The following is a 17,945-nucleotide window of genomic DNA, read 5'->3' as shown; positions in this document are numbered from 1 at the left end:
CAGGTAATTTCTTGCTGGCACCGATCGGTATGAGAAGCGCCGATGGGTCCCTTTGAGACAAGCTGCGTCGAAGGAGCTGCGATGGGGTTCATCCGGCCCAATCTGCCCGTCGTCGACGTGGCCGAGTGGAGCGCACGACCACGCGCCGAACGGATCGTCCCGATGGCGCGCCACATCGCCCAGCACGGGTTCGGCACCCCGCTGGTGATGCACGTGATGTACGGCGTGAAGATCGCGCTGTACATCCTGGGCGGCTGGCTCTTCGCGTGGTCGACGCGGGGTATCGGAAGCTTCACCCAGGTCGACGCCTGGTGGACGGAGCCGATCGTGTTCCAGAAGGCCGTGCTCTACACGATGCTGTTCGAAGTCGTCGGGCTCGGATGCTGCTTTGGGCCGCTCGCCGGGCGCTACTTCCCGCCGATGGGTTCGATCCTGTACTGGCTGCGACCGGGCACCATCCGGTTGCCGCCCTGGCCTGATCGGGTGCCGCTGACCAAGGGCAGTAACAGAACTCCCTTCGACGCGTTGCTCTACGGCGTCTTGCTGGTGCTGCTCCTGGTCGCGCTGGTGTCCGACGGCACCGGCCCGATTCCCGCCCTGGACGCGGCGATCGGCGTGTTACCGCGGTGGCAGACCGTCGCAATCCTGGCGGTCCTGGCGGCAATCAGCTTGCGCGACAAGGTAATTTTCCTGGCGGCGCGCGGCGAGGTGTATGCACCGTTGGCGCTGACGTTTCTGTTCGCCGGGGCGGACATCGTCGTCGGCGCCAAGGTCGTCTTCATGGTGATCTGGCTAGGCGCGGCGACGTCGAAGCTCAACAAGCACTTCCCGTTCGTGATCTCGACGATGCTGGCGAATAACCCGTTCATCCCGTCGGGGCCGCTCAAACGCTCGATGTTCAAGCGCTATCCCGACGACCTGCGGCCCAGCGCGCTGGCGGGCTTCATCGCCCACTTCTCGACCGCGGTCGAAGGGCTGGTACCGCTGGCGCTGCTGTTCTCCCACGGCGGCTGGCCGACGGCGCTGGCCGCGTTCGTGATGATCGTGTTCCACCTCAACATCCTGCTGGCCTTCCCGATGGGCGTGCCGCTGGAATGGAACGTGTTCATGATCTTCGGGGTGCTGTGGCTGTTCGTCACGCACGCGCAGCTGGGTCTGTCGAGCGTCGCGAACCCGTGGCCGATCGCCATCCTGTTCGTGGTGATCGCCGGGACCGTCGTCGCGGGAAACCTCTACCCGCGCAAGGTCTCCTTCCTGCCCGGCATGCGCTACTACGCCGGCAACTGGGACACCACGCTGTGGTGCGTCCGCCCGTCGGCCGACGAGAAGTTCCGGGTCGGCTCCCGCGCGCTCGGCCCGATGCAGCACCTGCAGCTCGAACGGTTGTATGGCAGCAAAGAGGAAACCCTGGTCCCGCTGCACCTCGCGCTCGCGTTCCGCGGCATGAACACCCACGGACGCGCGCTGCTCACCCTGGCGCACCGCGCGATGGCCGACCACGACGAGGACGACTACAACCTGTGCGAGGGCGAAGTCCTGTGCTCAATGGTGCTCGGCTGGAACTTCGGCGACGGGCACATGCACAACGAGTGCCTCATCGAGGCGCTGCAGCAACGGTGCGGATTCGAACCCGGCGAGGTGCGGGTGGTGATCCTCGACGCCCAGCCCTTCCACCGACAACGGCAGGAATACCGGCTGGTCGACGCGGCGACGGGCGAGTTTGAACGCGGCTACTGCGACGTCGCCGACATGGTCGTGAATCAGCCCTGGGCCGACGACATTCCGGTGTACGTCCAGAGCGACCGCGTCAGCGGTTCCTGACGCGACGCACCGTCACCACCACGACGAGGGCCCCGACCCCGGCCAGCGACGCCAGCACCACAGGTTTCTGCACGAACCCGATCACCCGGGCTCTGAGGTCGTCGGCGAGGCGCCGCGGGTTCGCCCGCTCGGCGAGGGAGTCGACGGTGGTCGCCAGCTGGTCACGGGCGACGTCGATGTCTCGCTTGATGGCTTCGGGGTCGCGGTCCGCCACTGTGTCCTCCAAGTCGCCCACTATCCGGCTCATGCACCTGCCCGAACTACCCTAGATCAGCTGGCGGTAACCCCGACGCTCCGGTGAACAGAAAGGGACCCACCTTGACCGAGACCACGCGGCTTGCACCGGGCGACAAAGCGCCCTCTTTCAGCCTGCCCGACGCCGACGGCAACAAGGTATCGCTGGCCGACTACAAGGGGCGCCGGGTCATCGTGTATTTCTACCCGGCCGCCTCGACTCCCGGGTGCACCAAGCAGGCGTGCGATTTTCGGGACAGCCTGGCCGAGCTCAGCGGTGCCGGCCTCGACGTCATCGGGATCTCCCCCGACAAGCCGGAGAAGCTCGCCAAGTTCCGCGACGCGGAGGGGCTGACGTTCCCGCTGCTGTCCGATCCCGACCGCAAGGTGCTGACGGCGTACGGCGCCTACGGCGAAAAGCAGATGTACGGCAAGACGGTCACGGGCGTCATCCGCTCCACGTTCGTGGTCGACGAGAAATGCAAGATCGCTGTCGCGCAGTACAACGTCAAGGCCACCGGCCACGTCGCCAAACTGCGCCGCGACCTGTCGGTCTAGTCAGTCGCCGATGACGGCGGCCCCGGTGTACTCGGTGATCGGCCGCGCGATCCCCTGTTCGTCGCAAGCCCGCTGCAGCTTCTCCAGCGTCTCGTCGATCCCCGGGCCAAGCCGCCGGCCGGGGGTGAAGGTCGCGGGAAGGTGCTGCATGCCCTGGATCACGCCGATGGTCGGATAGTGCACGGTGCCGTCGGGGTCGCAGCGGTAGTCGGGCATCCGCTCGAGGACCGCCGTGAGCATCGACTTGAACACAATCCGCGCGACATTGGAGCCGATGCAGCGGTGGACGCCGAGCCCAAAGCTGAAGTGCCGGTTGTTCTTACGACCGAGGTCCAATCGATGCGGATCGGGGAACACCGCGGGATCGCGGTTTGCCATCGCCCAGGACAACCACAGTCGATCGCCCTCCTTGAACTGCGTGCCCGCTATTTCGAGATCGGCGGCGATCGTGCGACCGTCCCCTGGAGCGGGCGTGAAGAAACGCAGGAATTCCTCGGTCGCCGAGGCGAGCAACGTTTCCGATTCCCGCCTCAGCAGTTCGCGCTGCTCGGGATTTTCGCCTAGCCATTCGAGTGCGTGCGCGGTCAACGCCGTCGTCGTGTCGAAACCTCCGCCGATGATCAGGCCGAGCATTCCGAGCAATTCGGCGTCGGGGGCGGGTTCGCCGTCGATCTTCAGCCTCGCTAAAGCGTCCACAATTCCGGGTCGCGGGTTCTCGCGAATCTCGAGGAGGTGGTTGAACAGGTCCATCCCCATCGCCATCGTCTGCTCCAAAACCCTTGGGGCGTCCGGGGAATCGGCGGGAGTATAAACATTGGCGTGGGCCGGCTCGCAATAGAGCTGCCACTTCTTCAGCGGAACGCCCATGATCGCCAGTGTCAGGACGGCGGGCACCACGTTCGCGAGATCGTCGACGAAGTCGATCCGCCCGGCTTCGATCTTCTCGTCGATGCTCGCCCGCACGATCTCGTCGACAAACGGCTTCCAGCGCTTGATGGCTGCCGGCGACATGTAGGGGTTGAGGATGCTGCGGTAGGCGGAGTGCTCTGGTTCGTCCATCTCGAGCATTCCGCCGCGGACGCCGGTGCCCTGCGGCAGCGTGGGAATGGTGATGCCTTTGTAGCCGGTGCCTTCGCCGGTCACGTCGTGGTCGTTGGACACGTGCGGGCATCGAGCGAGCTCGAAGACTTCCCGGCTGCCCGCCGCCACCCAATGCCCGTCGTAGGTGTCGGTCCACGCCACCGGGCACCTGGCGTGCATCTCCTCGGTGATCGCGGTGAACCGCTCGCGGTACTCCGGGGTGTGGCGATCGAAGTGGTAACGGTTGTTCTTGGTGTGCGTGGTGCCGGTCAGGGTGTCTTCCGTACTCACGGTGCGTCTCCTGCGGACGAGTGGCTGCCTATAGAAGGAGTATGCGGCGAGACTGTCGGTCTCGTTAAGCATTCCGGCGGGCGAGTTTTCCCCTAGGCCAGGTTGGCCAGCAACAGCGCCTCGCTGATCGCCGCGCGCTCCAGCACCCCCAGGTGCAGGCTCTCGTTGATGCTGTGTGCCTGGGTCCCCGGGTCCTCCACGCCGGTGACCAGGATCTTCGCCTGCGGAAAGGCGGCAGCGAACTCCGCGATGAACGGGATCGAGCCGCCCATGCCCATGTCGATGGGCTCGGCATCCCACGCCCGCCGGAACGCCGCGCGGGCCGCGTCGTAGACATCGCCGCTGGCCTCGATGGCGTACGGCTCGCCGATGTCGCCGCGGGTGACGCTGACGTGCGCGCCCCAGGGGGCGCGGCTTTGCAGGTGGTCGGTCAAGGCGTCCAGGTGCGCGGCGGCGTTGCCGCCGGGTGCCACGCGCATGCTGATCTTGGCCCGCGCCCGCGGGATCAGCGTGTTCGACGCCTTCTCGATGGGGGTGGTGTCGATGCCGATGACCGTCAAAGCGGGTTTGGCCCACAGCCGCTGCGGCACGGAGCCCGAGCCGATCTCGGACACTCCCTCGAGCAGACCGGAGTCGGCGCGGACCCGCTCGGGCGGGTAGTCGGGGTAGTTCAGCGCGGCGATGTCCGTTTCGTGCAGGCCTGCCACGGCCACGTTGCCGTCGTCGTCGTGCAGGCTGGCCAGCAGGCGCACCAGGACGGTGAGCGCGTCGGGCACCACCCCGCCCCATAGTCCAGAGTGCAGCCCGTGGTCGAGGGTCGCGACCTCGACCACGCAGTCGACCAAGCCGCGCAGCGACACGGTCAGCGCCGGGGTGTCGGCGCTCCAGTTGTCCGAGTCGGCGATGACGATCACGTCGGCGGCCAGCGTATCCCGGTGGGCGGCAAGCAATTGGGCAAGCGAGGGCGAACCGGATTCCTCTTCGCCTTCGACGAAAACCGTCACACCGACGGGCGGCCGGCCGCCGTGCGCCCGAAAGGCCGCCAAATGCGTTGCGATACCGGCCTTGTCGTCGGCGCTGCCGCGGCCGTAGAGCCGCCCGTCACGTTCGGTGGGCTCGAACGGTGGCGACGTCCACTGGCCGCGGTCGCCCTCGGGCTGCACATCGTGGTGGGCGTACAGCAGCACGGTCGGCGCGCCGGGCGGTGCGGGATGGCGCGCGATGACCGCGGGCGCTCCGCCCTCGCTGACGATCTGCACATCGCCGAAACCGGCCTGGGACAACAGATCCGCCACCGCCTGGGCGCTGCGGTGCACCTCGGACCGGCGGCCGGGGTCGGCCCACACGGATTCGATGCGCACCAGGTCTTCCAGGTCGCGCCGCACCGACGGCAGCACCGCGCGGACGCGCTCAGCCAGATCGCTCATGTCTTCCTCCTACGCGCACGCCGTCGAGTGTGAGGGCTAGGTACGAAAACCGGCGTGAATTCGTTCATGGGGCCCACACTCGGTGACAGCGGTAGGCGCCTACGTCGTCTCCAGGATGGCCACCGCGGCGGCGGTGCCCCCCTCGTGCGTCAGCGAGACGTGAATGATCACATCGGCCAGGTGTTTGGCGATGTCGCCGCTCAATCGCACCCGGGGCCGCCCCCACATGTCGGTGACCACCTCAATGTCGCGGTGGATGTCCTCGGGCAGCACGGGCCGCTGCGCGAACCGAGACCCCGACCAGGCCTTGATCACCGCCTCCTTGGCGGCCCAGCGGGCCGCGAGGTGACGCGCCGCCGACGAACTCTTGTCCGAGGCGTCGCGGCGCTCACCCGGGGTGAACGTCTCGGCGAAGACAGTTCCCGGCTGGTCGACCTGCTCGGCGAAATCAGGAATGGACACGAGATCGATGCCTACTCCGACGATCGCCACGCACCGACCTTAGCCGACGTAAAGATCGTCTTCGCCCAGGCGGGCGTCGGCGTTGAGCAACATCGTCGCCTCCTGACGCTTCTCCGGCTCGTCGTGGTTGAACCGTCGGTCAGCCGGCTTTTCGTACATCGGACGCCCACCGGCGATCGCGGAAGCCAGCCGGCGCTGACCGGCCAGCATGCGCTGCTCGGCCCGCTTGCGGTAGCCGTCCCGATCCGCCGGGTCCAGCGCGGCGATGAACGCCTCGGGGTGCACCAACGCGATCAAGCCCGACACGTGGCCGAAGCCGAGGCTGGTCACCAGACCGGCCTTGAGCGGGAACTTGCCGCGCAGGTCCAAAGCCTCACGCACCCAGACGAAGTGACCGGCGGTGGCCAGCTCGTCGTCGACGCAATCCAGGCTGCGGTTGGGCGGGATGACGCCGTCACGCAGCATCTGGCACAGGCCCATCAGCTGGAACGCCGCCGCGCCACCCTTGCTGTGACCGGTGAGGGTCTTCTGGCTCACCACGAACAGCGGGTTACCCGGTGACCGGCCCATCGAGTCGGCCAGCCGCTCGTGCAGCTCGGTCTCGTTGGGGTCGTTGGCCAGCGTCGAGGTGTCGTGCTTGGACACGACCGCGATGTCGTCGGCTCCCACGCCCAGCTTGGCCAGCGAGCGGGCCAGCACCGAGTCCTTGCCACCGCGCCCGGCGCCGAGGCCGCCGAGCCCGGGTGCCGGGATCGAGGTGTGCATACCGTCGGCGAAGCTCTGCGCGTAGCCGACCACGGCCAGCACCGGCAATCCCATCTTGGCCGCCAGCGCACCGTTGGCCAGCAGGATGGTGCCACCACCCTGGGCTTCCAGGAACCCGAGGCGCCGCCGGTCGTTGGCGCGCGAGAACTTCGAATCGCTGATGCCCTTGGCCCTCATCATCTCGGTGTCGGCGGTGGCCGCCATGTCACCGAAGCCGATGATGGCCTCCAGGGTCAGATCGTCGAACCCGCCGGCGACCACGAATTCGGCCTTGCCGAGCCGGATCTTGTCCACGCCCTCCTCGACCGACACCGCGACCGTCGCGCAGGCCGCGACCGGGTGCACCATCGCGCCGTAGCCACCGACGTAGGACTGCATGACGTGGGCCGCAACAACATTCGGCAGCACCTCCTGCAGGATGTCGTTCGGCTTGGCGCGGCCCAGCAAGTTGCCGTGGTACATGGTCTGCATCGAGGTCATGCCGCCCATGCCGGTGCCCTGCGTGGAGGCCACCAGGCTCGGGTGCACCCAGCGCAGCAGCTCGGTCGGGGTGAAGCCCGAGGACAGGAACGCATCGACGGTGGCCACAATGTTCCACAGCGCCACCCGGTCAATGGAATTGGCCATGTCCGGGGTGATGCCCCACACCGTCGGGTCGAACCCGGTGGGGATCTGCGCGCCGACGGTCCGGGACAGCTTGGTCTTCCGCGGAACCCGGATCTCGGTGCCGGCCTTGCGGATCACCTCCCAGTCGCCGGAGTCCGGCACCGGCCGGGCCACGGTGTGCTCGGGATCGAACTCGACGAACGCACGCGCGTCGGCCTCGCTGGACACCACGAACGAGAAGTCCTTGTCGAGGAAGACACTGACCAGAAGCGGTGAGGCGTGATCGGGGTCGATCGCACCGTCATCCACGAATTCGCGGATTCCGCACCGCTCGACCACGGCGTCGTGGTAGCGATCGACCAACTCCGACTCGTCGACCAAGTCGCCGGATTCGGTGTCGTACCAACCGGGTTGGGGATCGTCCTCCCACTTGACCAGTCCAGTGGTCCAGGCCAACTCCAGCACACCGGCCGCCGACAGCTCGCCGGCCACTTCCATTTCGAAGCGGGTCCGCGACGAACCGTAGGGTCCGAGCTCCGCACCGCCGACGATCACCACCAGGTCGTTCAGGTCGACGTCGAGGTCAGCCCATTCCGGGGGCGGTGCCGGGCTGAAGCCGCGCGGCGGGGACGGCAACGCGGAAATGGCGCCCTCGCGCTCGAGGGCTTCAGGGTCACCGTCATCACCCGAGATGGCCTGCTCGCGGGCTTTGGCGGCCAGCTCGGCCATGTCGAGGTTGGCCTCACCCAGCCCGCCGGTCAGGTCCGCCTTGATCGGCGCGCCGGCGGCCGCCACCTTCGACTCGATGTCGCAGAGGGCCAACAGCATTGCCGCCATCTCGTCGGTCGAGTAGGTGGTGACACCGGCCTCCTCGACCGCGTCGACGATGGCGTCGTTGTGACCCATCAGTCCGGTGCCGCGGGTCCAGCCGATCAGCGCGTGCGCCAGGCTGACCCTTGCCGCCCACGAGGATTCGGCGTGCCAACGGCTCACCAACGCGTCCAGCGCCGACTTGGCTTCACCGTAGGCGCCGTCCCCGCCGAACATTCCGCGGTTCGGTGAGCCGGGCAGCACGACGTGCAGCCGCGACGCGATGTCGCGCTCGGCGCCGATCTTCGACAGCCCGCCGATCAACCGCTGCACCGCCCACAGCAGGACCTTCATCTCCATCTCGGAGCGAGAGCCGGCCTCCGACAGGTCACCGGCCACGCGCGGTGCGGCGAACGGGAACAGCAGCGTCGGAGTCTGCGCGTCCTTGATGTGAATCGACTGCGGCCCAAGGCTTTCGGACTGCTCGGTGCCAACCCACTCGACCAGCGCGTCGATGTCGGAGTAGGACGCCATGTTGGCGGCGACCACCCACAGCGCCGCGCCGTAGCGGGCATGGTCGCGATACAGGCCCCGATAGAACGCCAGCCGCTCGTCGTCGAGCTTCGACGTCGTGGCGATGACGGTGGCGCCGCCGTCGAGCAGTCGCGCGGCGACCGATGCGGCGATCGAGCCCTTGGAGGCGCCCGTCACCACGGCGACTTCGTTTGCGTAGGGGCCCGGATCCGGATTCTCGGCGCCGGCCGCGATCCGGCCGAACAACGACGCGTGGATCTGCCGGCCCGTGGACAGGGCTCTGCCCTGCCACCAGGTGGCCTGGGTGGCCACGACATGGCCTGCGCCCTCGAACCTTTCGGACAGACTCACCCACCGGGCGTCGATGTCGCCCTCGTCGGTCAGCCACAACTTGACCAAATCTTCGCGGGCGCTGGCCCACCGGTCGTCGAACAGCACAGCCTTCTTCGGCTCGAACACCGGCGCGACCAGACGTGGCCAGTCCGCACCGAGTTCGGCCGTCACCAGGTCGATGAGCTCGGCATCGGTGGCGGCCGGCGACGCGCTGACCGGGTCGTCGAGGCCCAGTTGGTTCAGCACGAGGCGGGCCGCCGAGGCGAGCACGCCGTCGCGGCCGGTGATCTGGGCGGTGAATTCGCCCAGGGCGGCCGCGTCGATGGTCGCACCGCCGCCGCCACCGCCCGACGACGGCAGCGCCACCGCGATGCCGTGACGCGCGGCGACGGAAGCGACCGCGGCATCAATGGCCTTGTCGACGGCCGCGGTGTCGGCCAATGCGCCCTCGTGCAGGTGACCCATGGCGCCGCCACGGACACTGGTGCCCTCGCGGGTTCCCAGCGCGACCTCGACCGTGACGTGCTTGGCCCAGCCCTCGCCCAGCTCCCAGGTCTTCTTGACCCGCTCGGCGATGGCGGCGGGCCGCTTACCGGACGGCCCCAGCACCGTGCGCAGCTGGTCGTTGATCGCGTCGGAAAGCACTGGGCCGTAGGGCTTGTAGGTGCGTGCCAGCTTGCTCACCTGGGCGCGCAGGCCGGCCAGGTCGGCTTCGGCGGCGCCGTCGATGGCACCGAGGTTCAACTCCGAACCCAGATCGACCAGCAGCTGGTTGCGCCGCGACGAAGCACCGTCGGTGATGGATTCGATGGAGTCCAGTTCCTCGATCTGGTCGATGCGCATCTTGGCCGACAGCGCGATCAACGCCAAAGTGGCGTCGGCGGCGTCGAATCCGATGTCGTCGGGGCGCGGAGCACCCGACGGAGCAGCGGCGGGAGCCGCTGCGGCGGCCGGTGCGACATCGGGCGTGAGCGCACCGTCCGATGAGGCCGGAACGGCCGAATCGGAATCCAGCTCGGCCTCGACCTCCGGCTCGGGATCGGTGTCGGTGGCGAACAGCACCGCGGCGTCGCGCTCGGCGTTGAGCACTTCGACTGTGCTGTGCGCATATTCGGGCAGCTTGAGGGTGTTGGTCGCGAGTCCCGCCACCGTCGGTGCGGACTTCACACCGATCTCGACGAACCGCTCCACACCCAGACCGCCGGCGGCCTCCTCGGTGAACAGCAGGTCCTGGGTCTCTATCCAGCGGACCGGGCTGGCGAACTGCCAGGCCAACAGCTCGATCAACACGATGCGCGCCATCTCGATGCGACGCTCGGCCAGCCAGGTGTCGTAGTCGGCGAGGATCGGGTCGAGCGGCTCGGCCGGCACCAGGTCGCGGATCTCCTGGATGAAGTCGCGGTCCAGGGTGAACGGGCGGGGTACCAGGTTGGGGATGTAGCGCCCGATGATGACGTCGGGATCCTTGTCGCGCGGCATGACTCGGTCGAGCGAACGCCGAAATTCGGCCACCCCGACTCGCAACACCCGCGAGTGGAAGGGCACGTCGATGCCGGGCACCAGGATGAAGGACCGCTTGCCGCCGGTGATCTCGCGACGCCGCTCCACCTCTTCTTCCAGCGCCTCGAGCCCGCGCACCGTGCCGGCGATCGCATACTGCGACCCGCGCAGGTTGAAGTTCACGATCTCCAGAAATTCGCCTGTGCTCTCGGCGATTCCGGCGACAAATCCCGGGACCTCGTCATCCGGGAGGTCGATCTGCGAAGGCCGAATCGCCGCCAGCCGGTAGTTGGACCGGCCCATCTCGTCGCGCGGCACGATGTCATGCATCTTCGATCCACGGTGAAATACCGTTTCCAGCAACGCTTCCAGCTCGTAGATGCCCGTCACGCAGGCCAGCGCGGTGTACTCGCCGACGGAGTGCCCGCAGGCGATCGCGTCTTCGACGAAAGCACCCTGCTCGCGCATCTCGGCGACCTGCGCCGCCGCCACCGTGGCCATCGCGACCTGGGTGAACTGCGTCAGGTACAGCACGCCCTCGGGGTGGTTGTAGGGCACACCGCTGGCGACGATGCTGGTCGGATTGTCGCGCACCACGTGCAAGACCGAGAAGCCCAGTGTGTCGCGGGTGAACTTGTCCGCCTTGTCCCACACCTTGCGGGCGGCCTTGGACCGGGCCCGGACGTCCATGCCCATGCCCTTGTGCTGAATTCCCTGGCCGGGGAACGCATAGACGGTGTGCGGGGAAGCCAGGCGCGCCGTTGCCGACATCACCAGGTCCGATCCGATGCGGGCCACGACTTCCAAAACCTCTGCGCCCTGGTCGATTCCGACGCGGTCGACACGGATTGAAACCTCGTCGCCGGGCCGCACCATGCCCAGGAAGCGGGCGGTCCAGCCGATCAGTCGCGCCGGCGGGCGGGCCTGACCGTCGGTGGCCGTCACGGCGTGCTGGGCGGCGGCCGACAGCCACATGCCGTGCACGATGGGCGATTCCAGGCCGGCCAGCAGGGCGGCCGCCCGGTCGGTGTGGATGGGGTTGTGGTCGCCGGACACCACCGCGAACGGACGCATGTCGACCGGTGCGGTGATCGTGACGTCGCGGCGGCGCCGACGCGGAGTGTCGGTCGCGTTCTCCGAGACCGCGCCGCCGGCACGCACCGGGTCGGTCAGTTCGGCCGCACCGGTGCGTCCAAGGATCGCGAAACGCTCGTCGAGGGTGGCGATCACCTGGCCGTCGGTGCCAGCTATGACGACCGAGACCGGGACGACCCGCCCCATGTCGGTGTCAGCGGCCGCCGAAGCCGTTGCGGTGATGCTCAATTGAGCCGGGGCCTTGGGCAGCGCGCCGACCATGTGCGCGGCGTGGTCGAGATGCACCAGGCTGAGCAAGCCCTCCACGACCGGAATGCCGGTGTCGGTGACCGCCGCACCGATCGCCGAGAAGACCGCGGGCCAGCACGGGCCGACCAGGGCGTCGGGGACGGTGGTGAGGCTGGGCGCCAACGGCTCCCCGAACGTGGCCGTGACCCCGGTGTGGTCGGCGACGCGCTCGGGGTCCCAGTCCACCGTGAGGGTGGCCGTCCCGTCGGTGACCGGGGGCATGAACTCCGGTCCGTCGACGCCGGCGGCGATCGCCAGCACCGCACGCATGGCCGTGGCGGCATCGTCGGTGGAGACCACGGGCGTCGCACCGTCAACGGTGTTGGGCGGCAAGGTGAATGGGATATCGACCCACACTCCCGATACCGGGACGCTGAGCACCACACGGTCGTCGTCGACCTCGAGGCGCGACCCGGTGGACGAATGGGTGGCGCGGCGGCTTTCGGGTCCTTCAGAGTCTCCGTGCACCAGCCACTCGGACGGGTCGGCGATCCGATGGACCGGGTTGATCGCGATGCGGCCGGCCCACTGCACGTCGGGGGCGTCCAGCACGACGGCCAGCGGTCCGGTCACATCAGCGCGGCCGGTGCGGCGCGACGTGACGACCGCCGGCTCCATTCCGGCGGCGAGCGCCGCGTGGACGGCAGCCTGCTCGAAGCGGTCCAGCAGTTCACCGACGGGTTCGTCCATTCGGGTGATCCCGGCCACGGCCGCGGTGCCCGGGATGATGCACACCTGGTCGGCGTCGTAGCGAGCGTCATGGGCCTGCCACAGCGAGTCACTTCGCCACCAGCGCCGCACATCCTTGTCGATGACCGGCACGAAGTTGACCGGCTTGCCCAACGTCTTGCACAGGGTGACGAAGAACGGCACGTCGGCGGGGTGCAGTTGGACGGTCTCGGCGTCGGGGTAGCGGTCGACCAGCAGGTCGATTGCCGCCTCGGGGTTCTCCAGCAGGCTTTCGTCGTTGTACAGCGTCTCGATGGGACCGAAATCCTTTGGGTCCAAACGCGCTTCGGCCCGCTGCAGCATCTGCTGGAAACGGTCGCGCCAGGTATCGGCCAGCCAGGGGCTGCCCGGTGCGGCGGTGTCGGCGGTGGAGTCGCCGTCGCCGATGGCCAGCTCGACGTAGCGCTGCAGCCACTGCAGGTAGGTCATCTCGCCGGCGTCGCCGAAGTACGGCTTGGCGGTGGTGGCCATCGCCGCGATGATCTCGTCGCGGCGTTCGGCGACGGCATCGGCGTCCCCGGCAACTTCGTCGAGCAGCCGGCCGCACCGCGAGGCGCTGTTGTCGATCTCGTGAATGTCCGCACCGAGCTGGCTGCGGCTGGATGCCATGCCGCCGGAGGCTTTCCCGGCGCCGATCCACTGGTCGGTGCCCTGGGTTTCCACCAGCATGCGCTTGACCGACGGCGACGTAGTGGCCTCCTTGGCCGCCATCGCCGCGGTGCCGACCAGGATCCCGTCGATCGGCATCAGCGGGAAGCCGTAAGCCTGCGCCCAGCGCCCGGACAGGTATTCGGCCGCCCGCTCGGGCGTGCCGATGCCGCCGCCGACGCAGACGGTGATGTTGGAGCGCGACCGCAATTCCGAGTAGGTCGCCAGCAGCAGGTCGTCGAGGTCTTCCCAGGAGTGGTGGCCGCCGGCGCGGCCGCCCTCGATGTGCACGATCACCGGCTTGGTGGACACCTCGGTCGCGATGCGGATGACCGACCGGATCTGCTCGACGGTGCCCGGCTTGAAGACGACGTGGCTGATACCCACATCGCCGAGCTCCTCGATCAGCTCGACGGCCTCCTCCAGCTCGGGGATGCCGGCGCTGATGACCAGGCCGTCGATGGCAGCGCCGGACTGACGCACCTTTTGCACCAACCGCTTGCCGCCGACCTGCAGCTTCCACAGGTAGGGGTCGAGGAACAGCGCGTTGAACTGGTAGGTGCGGCCGTCCTCCAGCAGCCCGGAGAGCTCCTCGATCCGGTCGGCGAAGATCTCCTCGGTGACCTGCCCGCCACCGGCCAGCTCGGCCCAGTGTCCGGCGTTGGCGGCGGCGGCCACGATCTTGGCGTCGACCGTGGTCGGGGTCATGCCCGCCAGCAGAATCGGCGAGCGGCCGGTTAGCCGGGTGAACTTCGTCGAGAGCTTGACCCTGCCGTCGGGCAGGCGAACCAGCGTCGGGGCGTAGCTCGACCAGGCCCGCGCCACCTCGGGGACGGCTCCGACGGTAAAGAGGTTGCGCTGACCGCCGCGGGTCGCGGCGGGCACGATGCCCACACCGAGGCCGCGGATCACCGGCGCGGTCAGCCGGGTCAGGATGTCGCCGGGGCCCAGGTCGAGGATCCACCGGGCTCCTGCGTCGTTGACACGGGTGATCTCCTCCACCCAGTCGACGGGACGCACCAGAATGGATTCGGTCAGTTCCCGGGCCAGGTCGACGTCCAGGCCCACCTTCTCGGCCCAGTTGCCGACGATGTCGATGCCGTCGGCCAGGCGGGGCGTGTGGAAGCCCACCTCGACTTGCACCGGATCGAACACCGGCGAGAAGACGTCACCGCCGCGCAACTTGTTCTTGCGGTCGGCCTCTTCCTTCTCCGCGATCTGCTGGCAATAGAGCTCGAAGCGGGACAGCTGTTCCGGGGTACCGGTGATGACGACCGAACGGCGGCCGTTGCGGATGGACAGCACGGGCGGCAGCACGGTCCGCACGTCCTGCGCGAACTCGTCGAGCAGCCGGCCGATGCGCTCGGGGTCGGCATTGGTGACCGACACCATCGGCGGGCGGTCGCCCAGCACGGAGATTCCGCGCCGGCGGGCCACCAGCGTCCCGGCCGCACCGATCAGCTGGGCCAACGCCAGCAGCTCGACGTCGCGAGGGCCCCCACCCTTGAGCGCCTCGACGGCGAGCACACCCTGGGAATGCCCGGCGACGGCCACCGGCAGCGTCGCACTCAGATCCATGCCTTGGCGCGCCAGGGCGCGCACGGCCGCGATCTGGGTGAGCAGCACGCCCGGGATCGACACCGCGGCCGAGGTCAGGTGCTTGTTCGACGGGATCGGATCCTCGGCGGCCAGCGCGCGGACCCACGTCAGCGGCTCGAAGCCGATGGGACGCACCACGACCAGCTCTTTTGCCACCGGCTCCAGCAGCAGGTCCACCTCACCGACCAGCGTCGCCAGATCCGATTCGATGCCGGCAGAGGACACCAGTTCTTCGAGGGTCTCCAACCAGGCGCTGCCCTGGCCACCGAAGGCCACGGCATAGGGTTCACCGGCCGCCAGGCGGTCGACGAGAGCATGGGTGTCCCCGGCGGCGTGCTTGCCCCCCTGCGGGCCGTGCCCGTCGCGATCAGCGGACACCCGGTCATGCTCGTGGATCGTCACCTTCTCTGTCTCCCCTGATATGCGTCTTTACGTGTCTTCGTCTGGGCGGTCACCACCAGAGGCTGGGCCTCGCCGGTGCCGGTCGATGCGGCGTGGTTCAGCGTCGAATCACAGCCGGGAAACGGCGGGCCGGTGCGTTGTCGGCGGACCGGCCAGATCGTGCTGAGCGGTGCGACGGACTTCATCGGCTGCACTAAGAGTGTCATAAGATTCGGACCTCGTTTTGCGTGGTGATCGGTTACTGACGAGTTCTACGCATGGGTAACCGTGTTGTGGGTAACGCGCGCTTTGACCGGCGGCGCGCACCCGATTCACAAACCCGCTGCATGCAGGTGGTTACGGTCGAGTAGCTATAACTGCGCAGATCAAAGCAGTTTTGTTATCGAATCGTTATATAAAAATTTCGGGCCGCGGAGCGCCCTCTAAGCGTCATCGGCGGCGCAGGCCGCCGAGCACGCGCGTCCGTCCGGCCCGAAAATGAGCGAACGAGTGTTTGCTGGGCTTTCTAAGAGGCCGAACCCCGGTCGGGACGCACGGCGCTGTGGGTGGCTAAGCCCACTGTCCGAATTGGGGTTTGAGGATTTCGTTGATGTCCACTCCGACCCCGCCGACGCTGCGTTTGTCGATTTCAACTTGGTGCAGATTGGCGGCGGGATGGGCGTACCCCTTCGGTGAGCCCCAGTTGTGCTGCCAGAAGTAGGAGCCCAAACCGTCGTGCAGCGCCCAGTCGATGGTCTTCGAATTGGCGTACACGCCTGTGCGCTGATGGCCGATCACCGACTCCCAGGACCGCAGGTAGGGCGCGATCTGGCTTTTGTACTGCTCATAGGAGGGGTCGTCGTCGATCGAGGCATAGATGGGCGCGGCGGCGGGCCCGCCGGCCGCGGCGTGGAGCTGCATTCCGCGCTGCGCATGCTGCAGGCCGGCGTTGGCGCCGCCCAACCAGTCCGCGGTGTTGCCCTTGCCGTACTGGTAGCAGGACACGATCTTGAGGCCGTTGCTGTGCAGGTCGCGCGCTTCGGCGACCTGGATCGGCTTGCCCAGCATCCACTTGCCGCCGGGGCGCCGATCGGACACGTACCGGATGGACCCGACGGCACCCGCGGCCCGGATCTGGCTGGCCGGAATGACCCCGGCCGCATAGTCCAGCAGGGTGCCCAGCGATGCCGAGGCCGGGGCGGCGCGCAACGACGCACCCGCGACGCCCAGACCCAGGAGGGCCGGCGCCGCGGTCGCGTATTTGAACAGGTCGCGCCGCGAAACGGATGACACAAGCCACAGGGTACGACAGAAACCTCATATACCACATTGATCACACTGGTCACAGGTGTGTCACAGTGTCACAGTGTCACAGTGGCGTATCGGCGCTGCAGCGCGCCCGCCGCGCCCAACATCGCGTAGGGGCCGGTTACCGCCATCAGGCTCAGCAGCGAGCGGACCTTGGGATCGCCGCGTTTGAGGTGTCTGAGCTCCATCCCGGCGTTGAGGTTGTCCAGCGTGTCGACCATCAGGCCGATGTATTGCCACCGCCGGCGGTTGGCTTCGTCGCTGCCGAGATAGCCGACACCCAGGGCCAGGGCGCGGGCCCCGAAAATGCGGATCAGGTACTTGAGCTCCGTGGACAGCAGGTGGTCCGGCACCCCGTTCATCCGTGTCTGGGACGCCGGGTACGCAAACGCGGTGGCGCCCAACAGGATCCGTCCGACGGCGGCCGCGGCAAATGCGCGGCGCAGGCCCGCGGGCTGCGGCGGCAGGGCTGGTTTCAGTGTTGCGGTCATGAATGCAGTCTTCGCCGCACAGGTAAGTATGTCGATTACCTTTGAGGTAGTGGTTTAGGGCTGCGCGATCGCGTTAGGTTTCGAAGATGTCTGGGGAGATGGCGGGTATCGCGGTGCGCGAGTGGCGCACCCGTCGGCGATTGAGCCAGATGGAACTCGCGCATCAGCTTGGCGTCTCGCCGCGCCATCTCAGCTTCGTCGAGACCGGCCGGGCCAACGCCAGCCGCGCCCTGTTGCTGCGCATCGGCGAGTCACTGGATCTCCCGCTGGCCGCGCGCAACCGACTGTTGCTCGACGGCGGCTACGCGCCCGTGTTCGGCGAGCACACATTGGATGCCGAGCGGATGAGGCCGGTGAAGGCGGCCATCGACTCGATATTGGCCGGCCACGCCCCTTACCCAGCCATCGTCACCGATGCCTGCTGGAACCTGATCGCGGGAAATGTGGGTTGCATCGTGCTCGCCGAAGGGGTCGACCCGGAACTGCTGCAGCCACCGATCAACGTCATGAAATTGTGCCTGCACCCGCGGGGATTGGCGCAGCGATTGCTCAACCGCGCCGAGGTGCACTCGGCCATCGTGGGCCGGGTCCGCCGGCACGCGCAGGCCACCGCGGCACCCGACATCCGCCGTCTTTACGAGGAGCTATCGAGTTATCCGGCGCCTCCGGGAGCCGACCGCGGCGAGCGGACCGGCGAGTTGTACGTGCCGTTTCAAATGGTCACCCTGGACGCCACCGAGCTTCGGTTCGTCAGCACCATCGCCACCTTTGGCAGCCCGCTGGACATTTCGGTGGAGAGCCTCATCATCGAGTCGTTCTTTCCCGCGGACCCGGCGACCGCCGACTACCTGCACGGTCTCGATGGTGATCAGCGGCTGCGGGCGATCGCGCAGCAGCAGCCGCAGGTGCTGCCCTACCTCGGCTCACGTTAGCGCTTGGACCTTATTTTGTTATCACTATAAAGTTAGTAGAATTACCGCGAGCG

10 protein-coding genes are annotated in these 17,945 nt (G+C 67.8%); 3 read left to right on the top strand and 7 right to left on the bottom strand.

Going from position 1 to position 17,945, the window contains the following annotated elements; translation table 11 throughout:
• The first annotated feature begins 81 nt into the window (after positions 1 to 81).
• Entirely contained in the window at positions 82 to 1,821 is a 1,740-nt protein-coding gene (locus A5775_RS12285; RefSeq protein WP_067252370.1) for a DUF3556 domain-containing protein, read from the top strand.
• Here A5775_RS12285 and A5775_RS12280 read toward each other — a convergent pair.
• Positions 1,808 to 2,035: a DUF3618 domain-containing protein gene (locus tag A5775_RS12280; RefSeq protein WP_067252494.1), complete on the bottom strand. Its 228-nt coding sequence runs from the start codon at positions 2,033 to 2,035 to the stop codon at positions 1,808 to 1,810. The genes A5775_RS12285 and A5775_RS12280 overlap by 14 nt on opposite strands.
• Positions 2,036 to 2,139: 104 nt before the next feature.
• On the opposite strand from A5775_RS12280, the gene bcp reads away from it, so the two are divergent.
• Positions 2,140 to 2,613 (top strand): thioredoxin-dependent thiol peroxidase, encoded by a 474-nt coding sequence (gene bcp / locus A5775_RS12275; RefSeq protein ID WP_067252492.1) that lies wholly within the window; start codon positions 2,140 to 2,142, stop codon positions 2,611 to 2,613.
• On the opposite strand, the gene A5775_RS12270 is transcribed toward bcp, so the two are convergent.
• From A5775_RS12270 to A5775_RS12245, 6 genes are all read right to left on the bottom strand, one after another.
• A complete protein-coding gene (locus tag A5775_RS12270; RefSeq protein WP_067252368.1) occupies positions 2,614 to 3,984 on the bottom strand; it encodes a cytochrome P450 in 1,371 nt (456 codons plus the stop codon).
• Positions 3,985 to 4,076: 92 nt separating this feature from the next.
• The gene (locus A5775_RS12265) at positions 4,077 to 5,411 is read right to left on the bottom strand and encodes a dipeptidase (RefSeq protein WP_067252365.1); all 1,335 of its coding nucleotides are present in this window, start codon (positions 5,409 to 5,411) and stop codon (positions 4,077 to 4,079) included.
• Between the two features lie 99 nt (positions 5,412 to 5,510).
• The gene (locus A5775_RS12260) at positions 5,511 to 5,903 is read right to left on the bottom strand and encodes a holo-ACP synthase (protein WP_067252363.1); all 393 of its coding nucleotides are present in this window, start codon (positions 5,901 to 5,903) and stop codon (positions 5,511 to 5,513) included.
• Between the two features lie 9 nt (positions 5,904 to 5,912).
• The gene (locus A5775_RS12255; RefSeq protein WP_067252360.1) at positions 5,913 to 15,182 is read right to left on the bottom strand and encodes a type I polyketide synthase; all 9,270 of its coding nucleotides are present in this window, start codon (positions 15,180 to 15,182) and stop codon (positions 5,913 to 5,915) included.
• Between the two features lie 549 nt (positions 15,183 to 15,731).
• Positions 15,732 to 16,454 (bottom strand): DUF1906 domain-containing protein, encoded by a 723-nt coding sequence (locus A5775_RS12250; RefSeq protein ID WP_067252358.1) that lies wholly within the window; start codon positions 16,452 to 16,454, stop codon positions 15,732 to 15,734.
• 68 nt (positions 16,455 to 16,522) lie between these two features.
• Positions 16,523 to 16,960: a hypothetical protein gene (locus A5775_RS12245; protein ID WP_067252355.1), complete on the bottom strand. Its 438-nt coding sequence runs from the start codon at positions 16,958 to 16,960 to the stop codon at positions 16,523 to 16,525.
• Between the two features lie 98 nt (positions 16,961 to 17,058).
• Between A5775_RS12245 and A5775_RS12240 the strand changes: the two genes are divergently transcribed.
• Complete coding sequence (locus A5775_RS12240; RefSeq protein ID WP_082952988.1) at positions 17,059 to 17,892, top strand: helix-turn-helix domain-containing protein; 834 nt, start codon at positions 17,059 to 17,061, stop codon at positions 17,890 to 17,892.
• Positions 17,893 to 17,945 lie beyond the last annotated feature (53 nt).

This window comes from Mycobacterium sp. 852002-10029_SCH5224772, from assembly GCF_001667315.1.
Lineage (GTDB): Bacteria > Actinomycetota > Actinomycetes > Mycobacteriales > Mycobacteriaceae > Mycobacterium.
This window is presented reverse-complemented; position numbering and strand designations above follow the sequence as displayed.

Excerpts from the sequence above, each read along its gene's own strand:
- A5775_RS12265 (WP_067252365.1), bottom strand. The coding sequence starts at position 5,411 with ATGAGCGATCTGGCTGAGCGCGTCCGCGCGGTGCTGCCGTCGGTGCGG.
- A5775_RS12285 (WP_067252370.1), top strand. The coding sequence starts at position 82 with ATGGGGTTCATCCGGCCCAATCTGCCCGTCGTCGACGTGGCCGAGTGG.
- A5775_RS12245 (WP_067252355.1), bottom strand. The coding sequence starts at position 16,960 with ATGACCGCAACACTGAAACCAGCCCTGCCGCCGCAGCCCGCGGGCCTG.
- A5775_RS12240 (WP_082952988.1), top strand. The coding sequence starts at position 17,059 with ATGGCGGGTATCGCGGTGCGCGAGTGGCGCACCCGTCGGCGATTGAGC.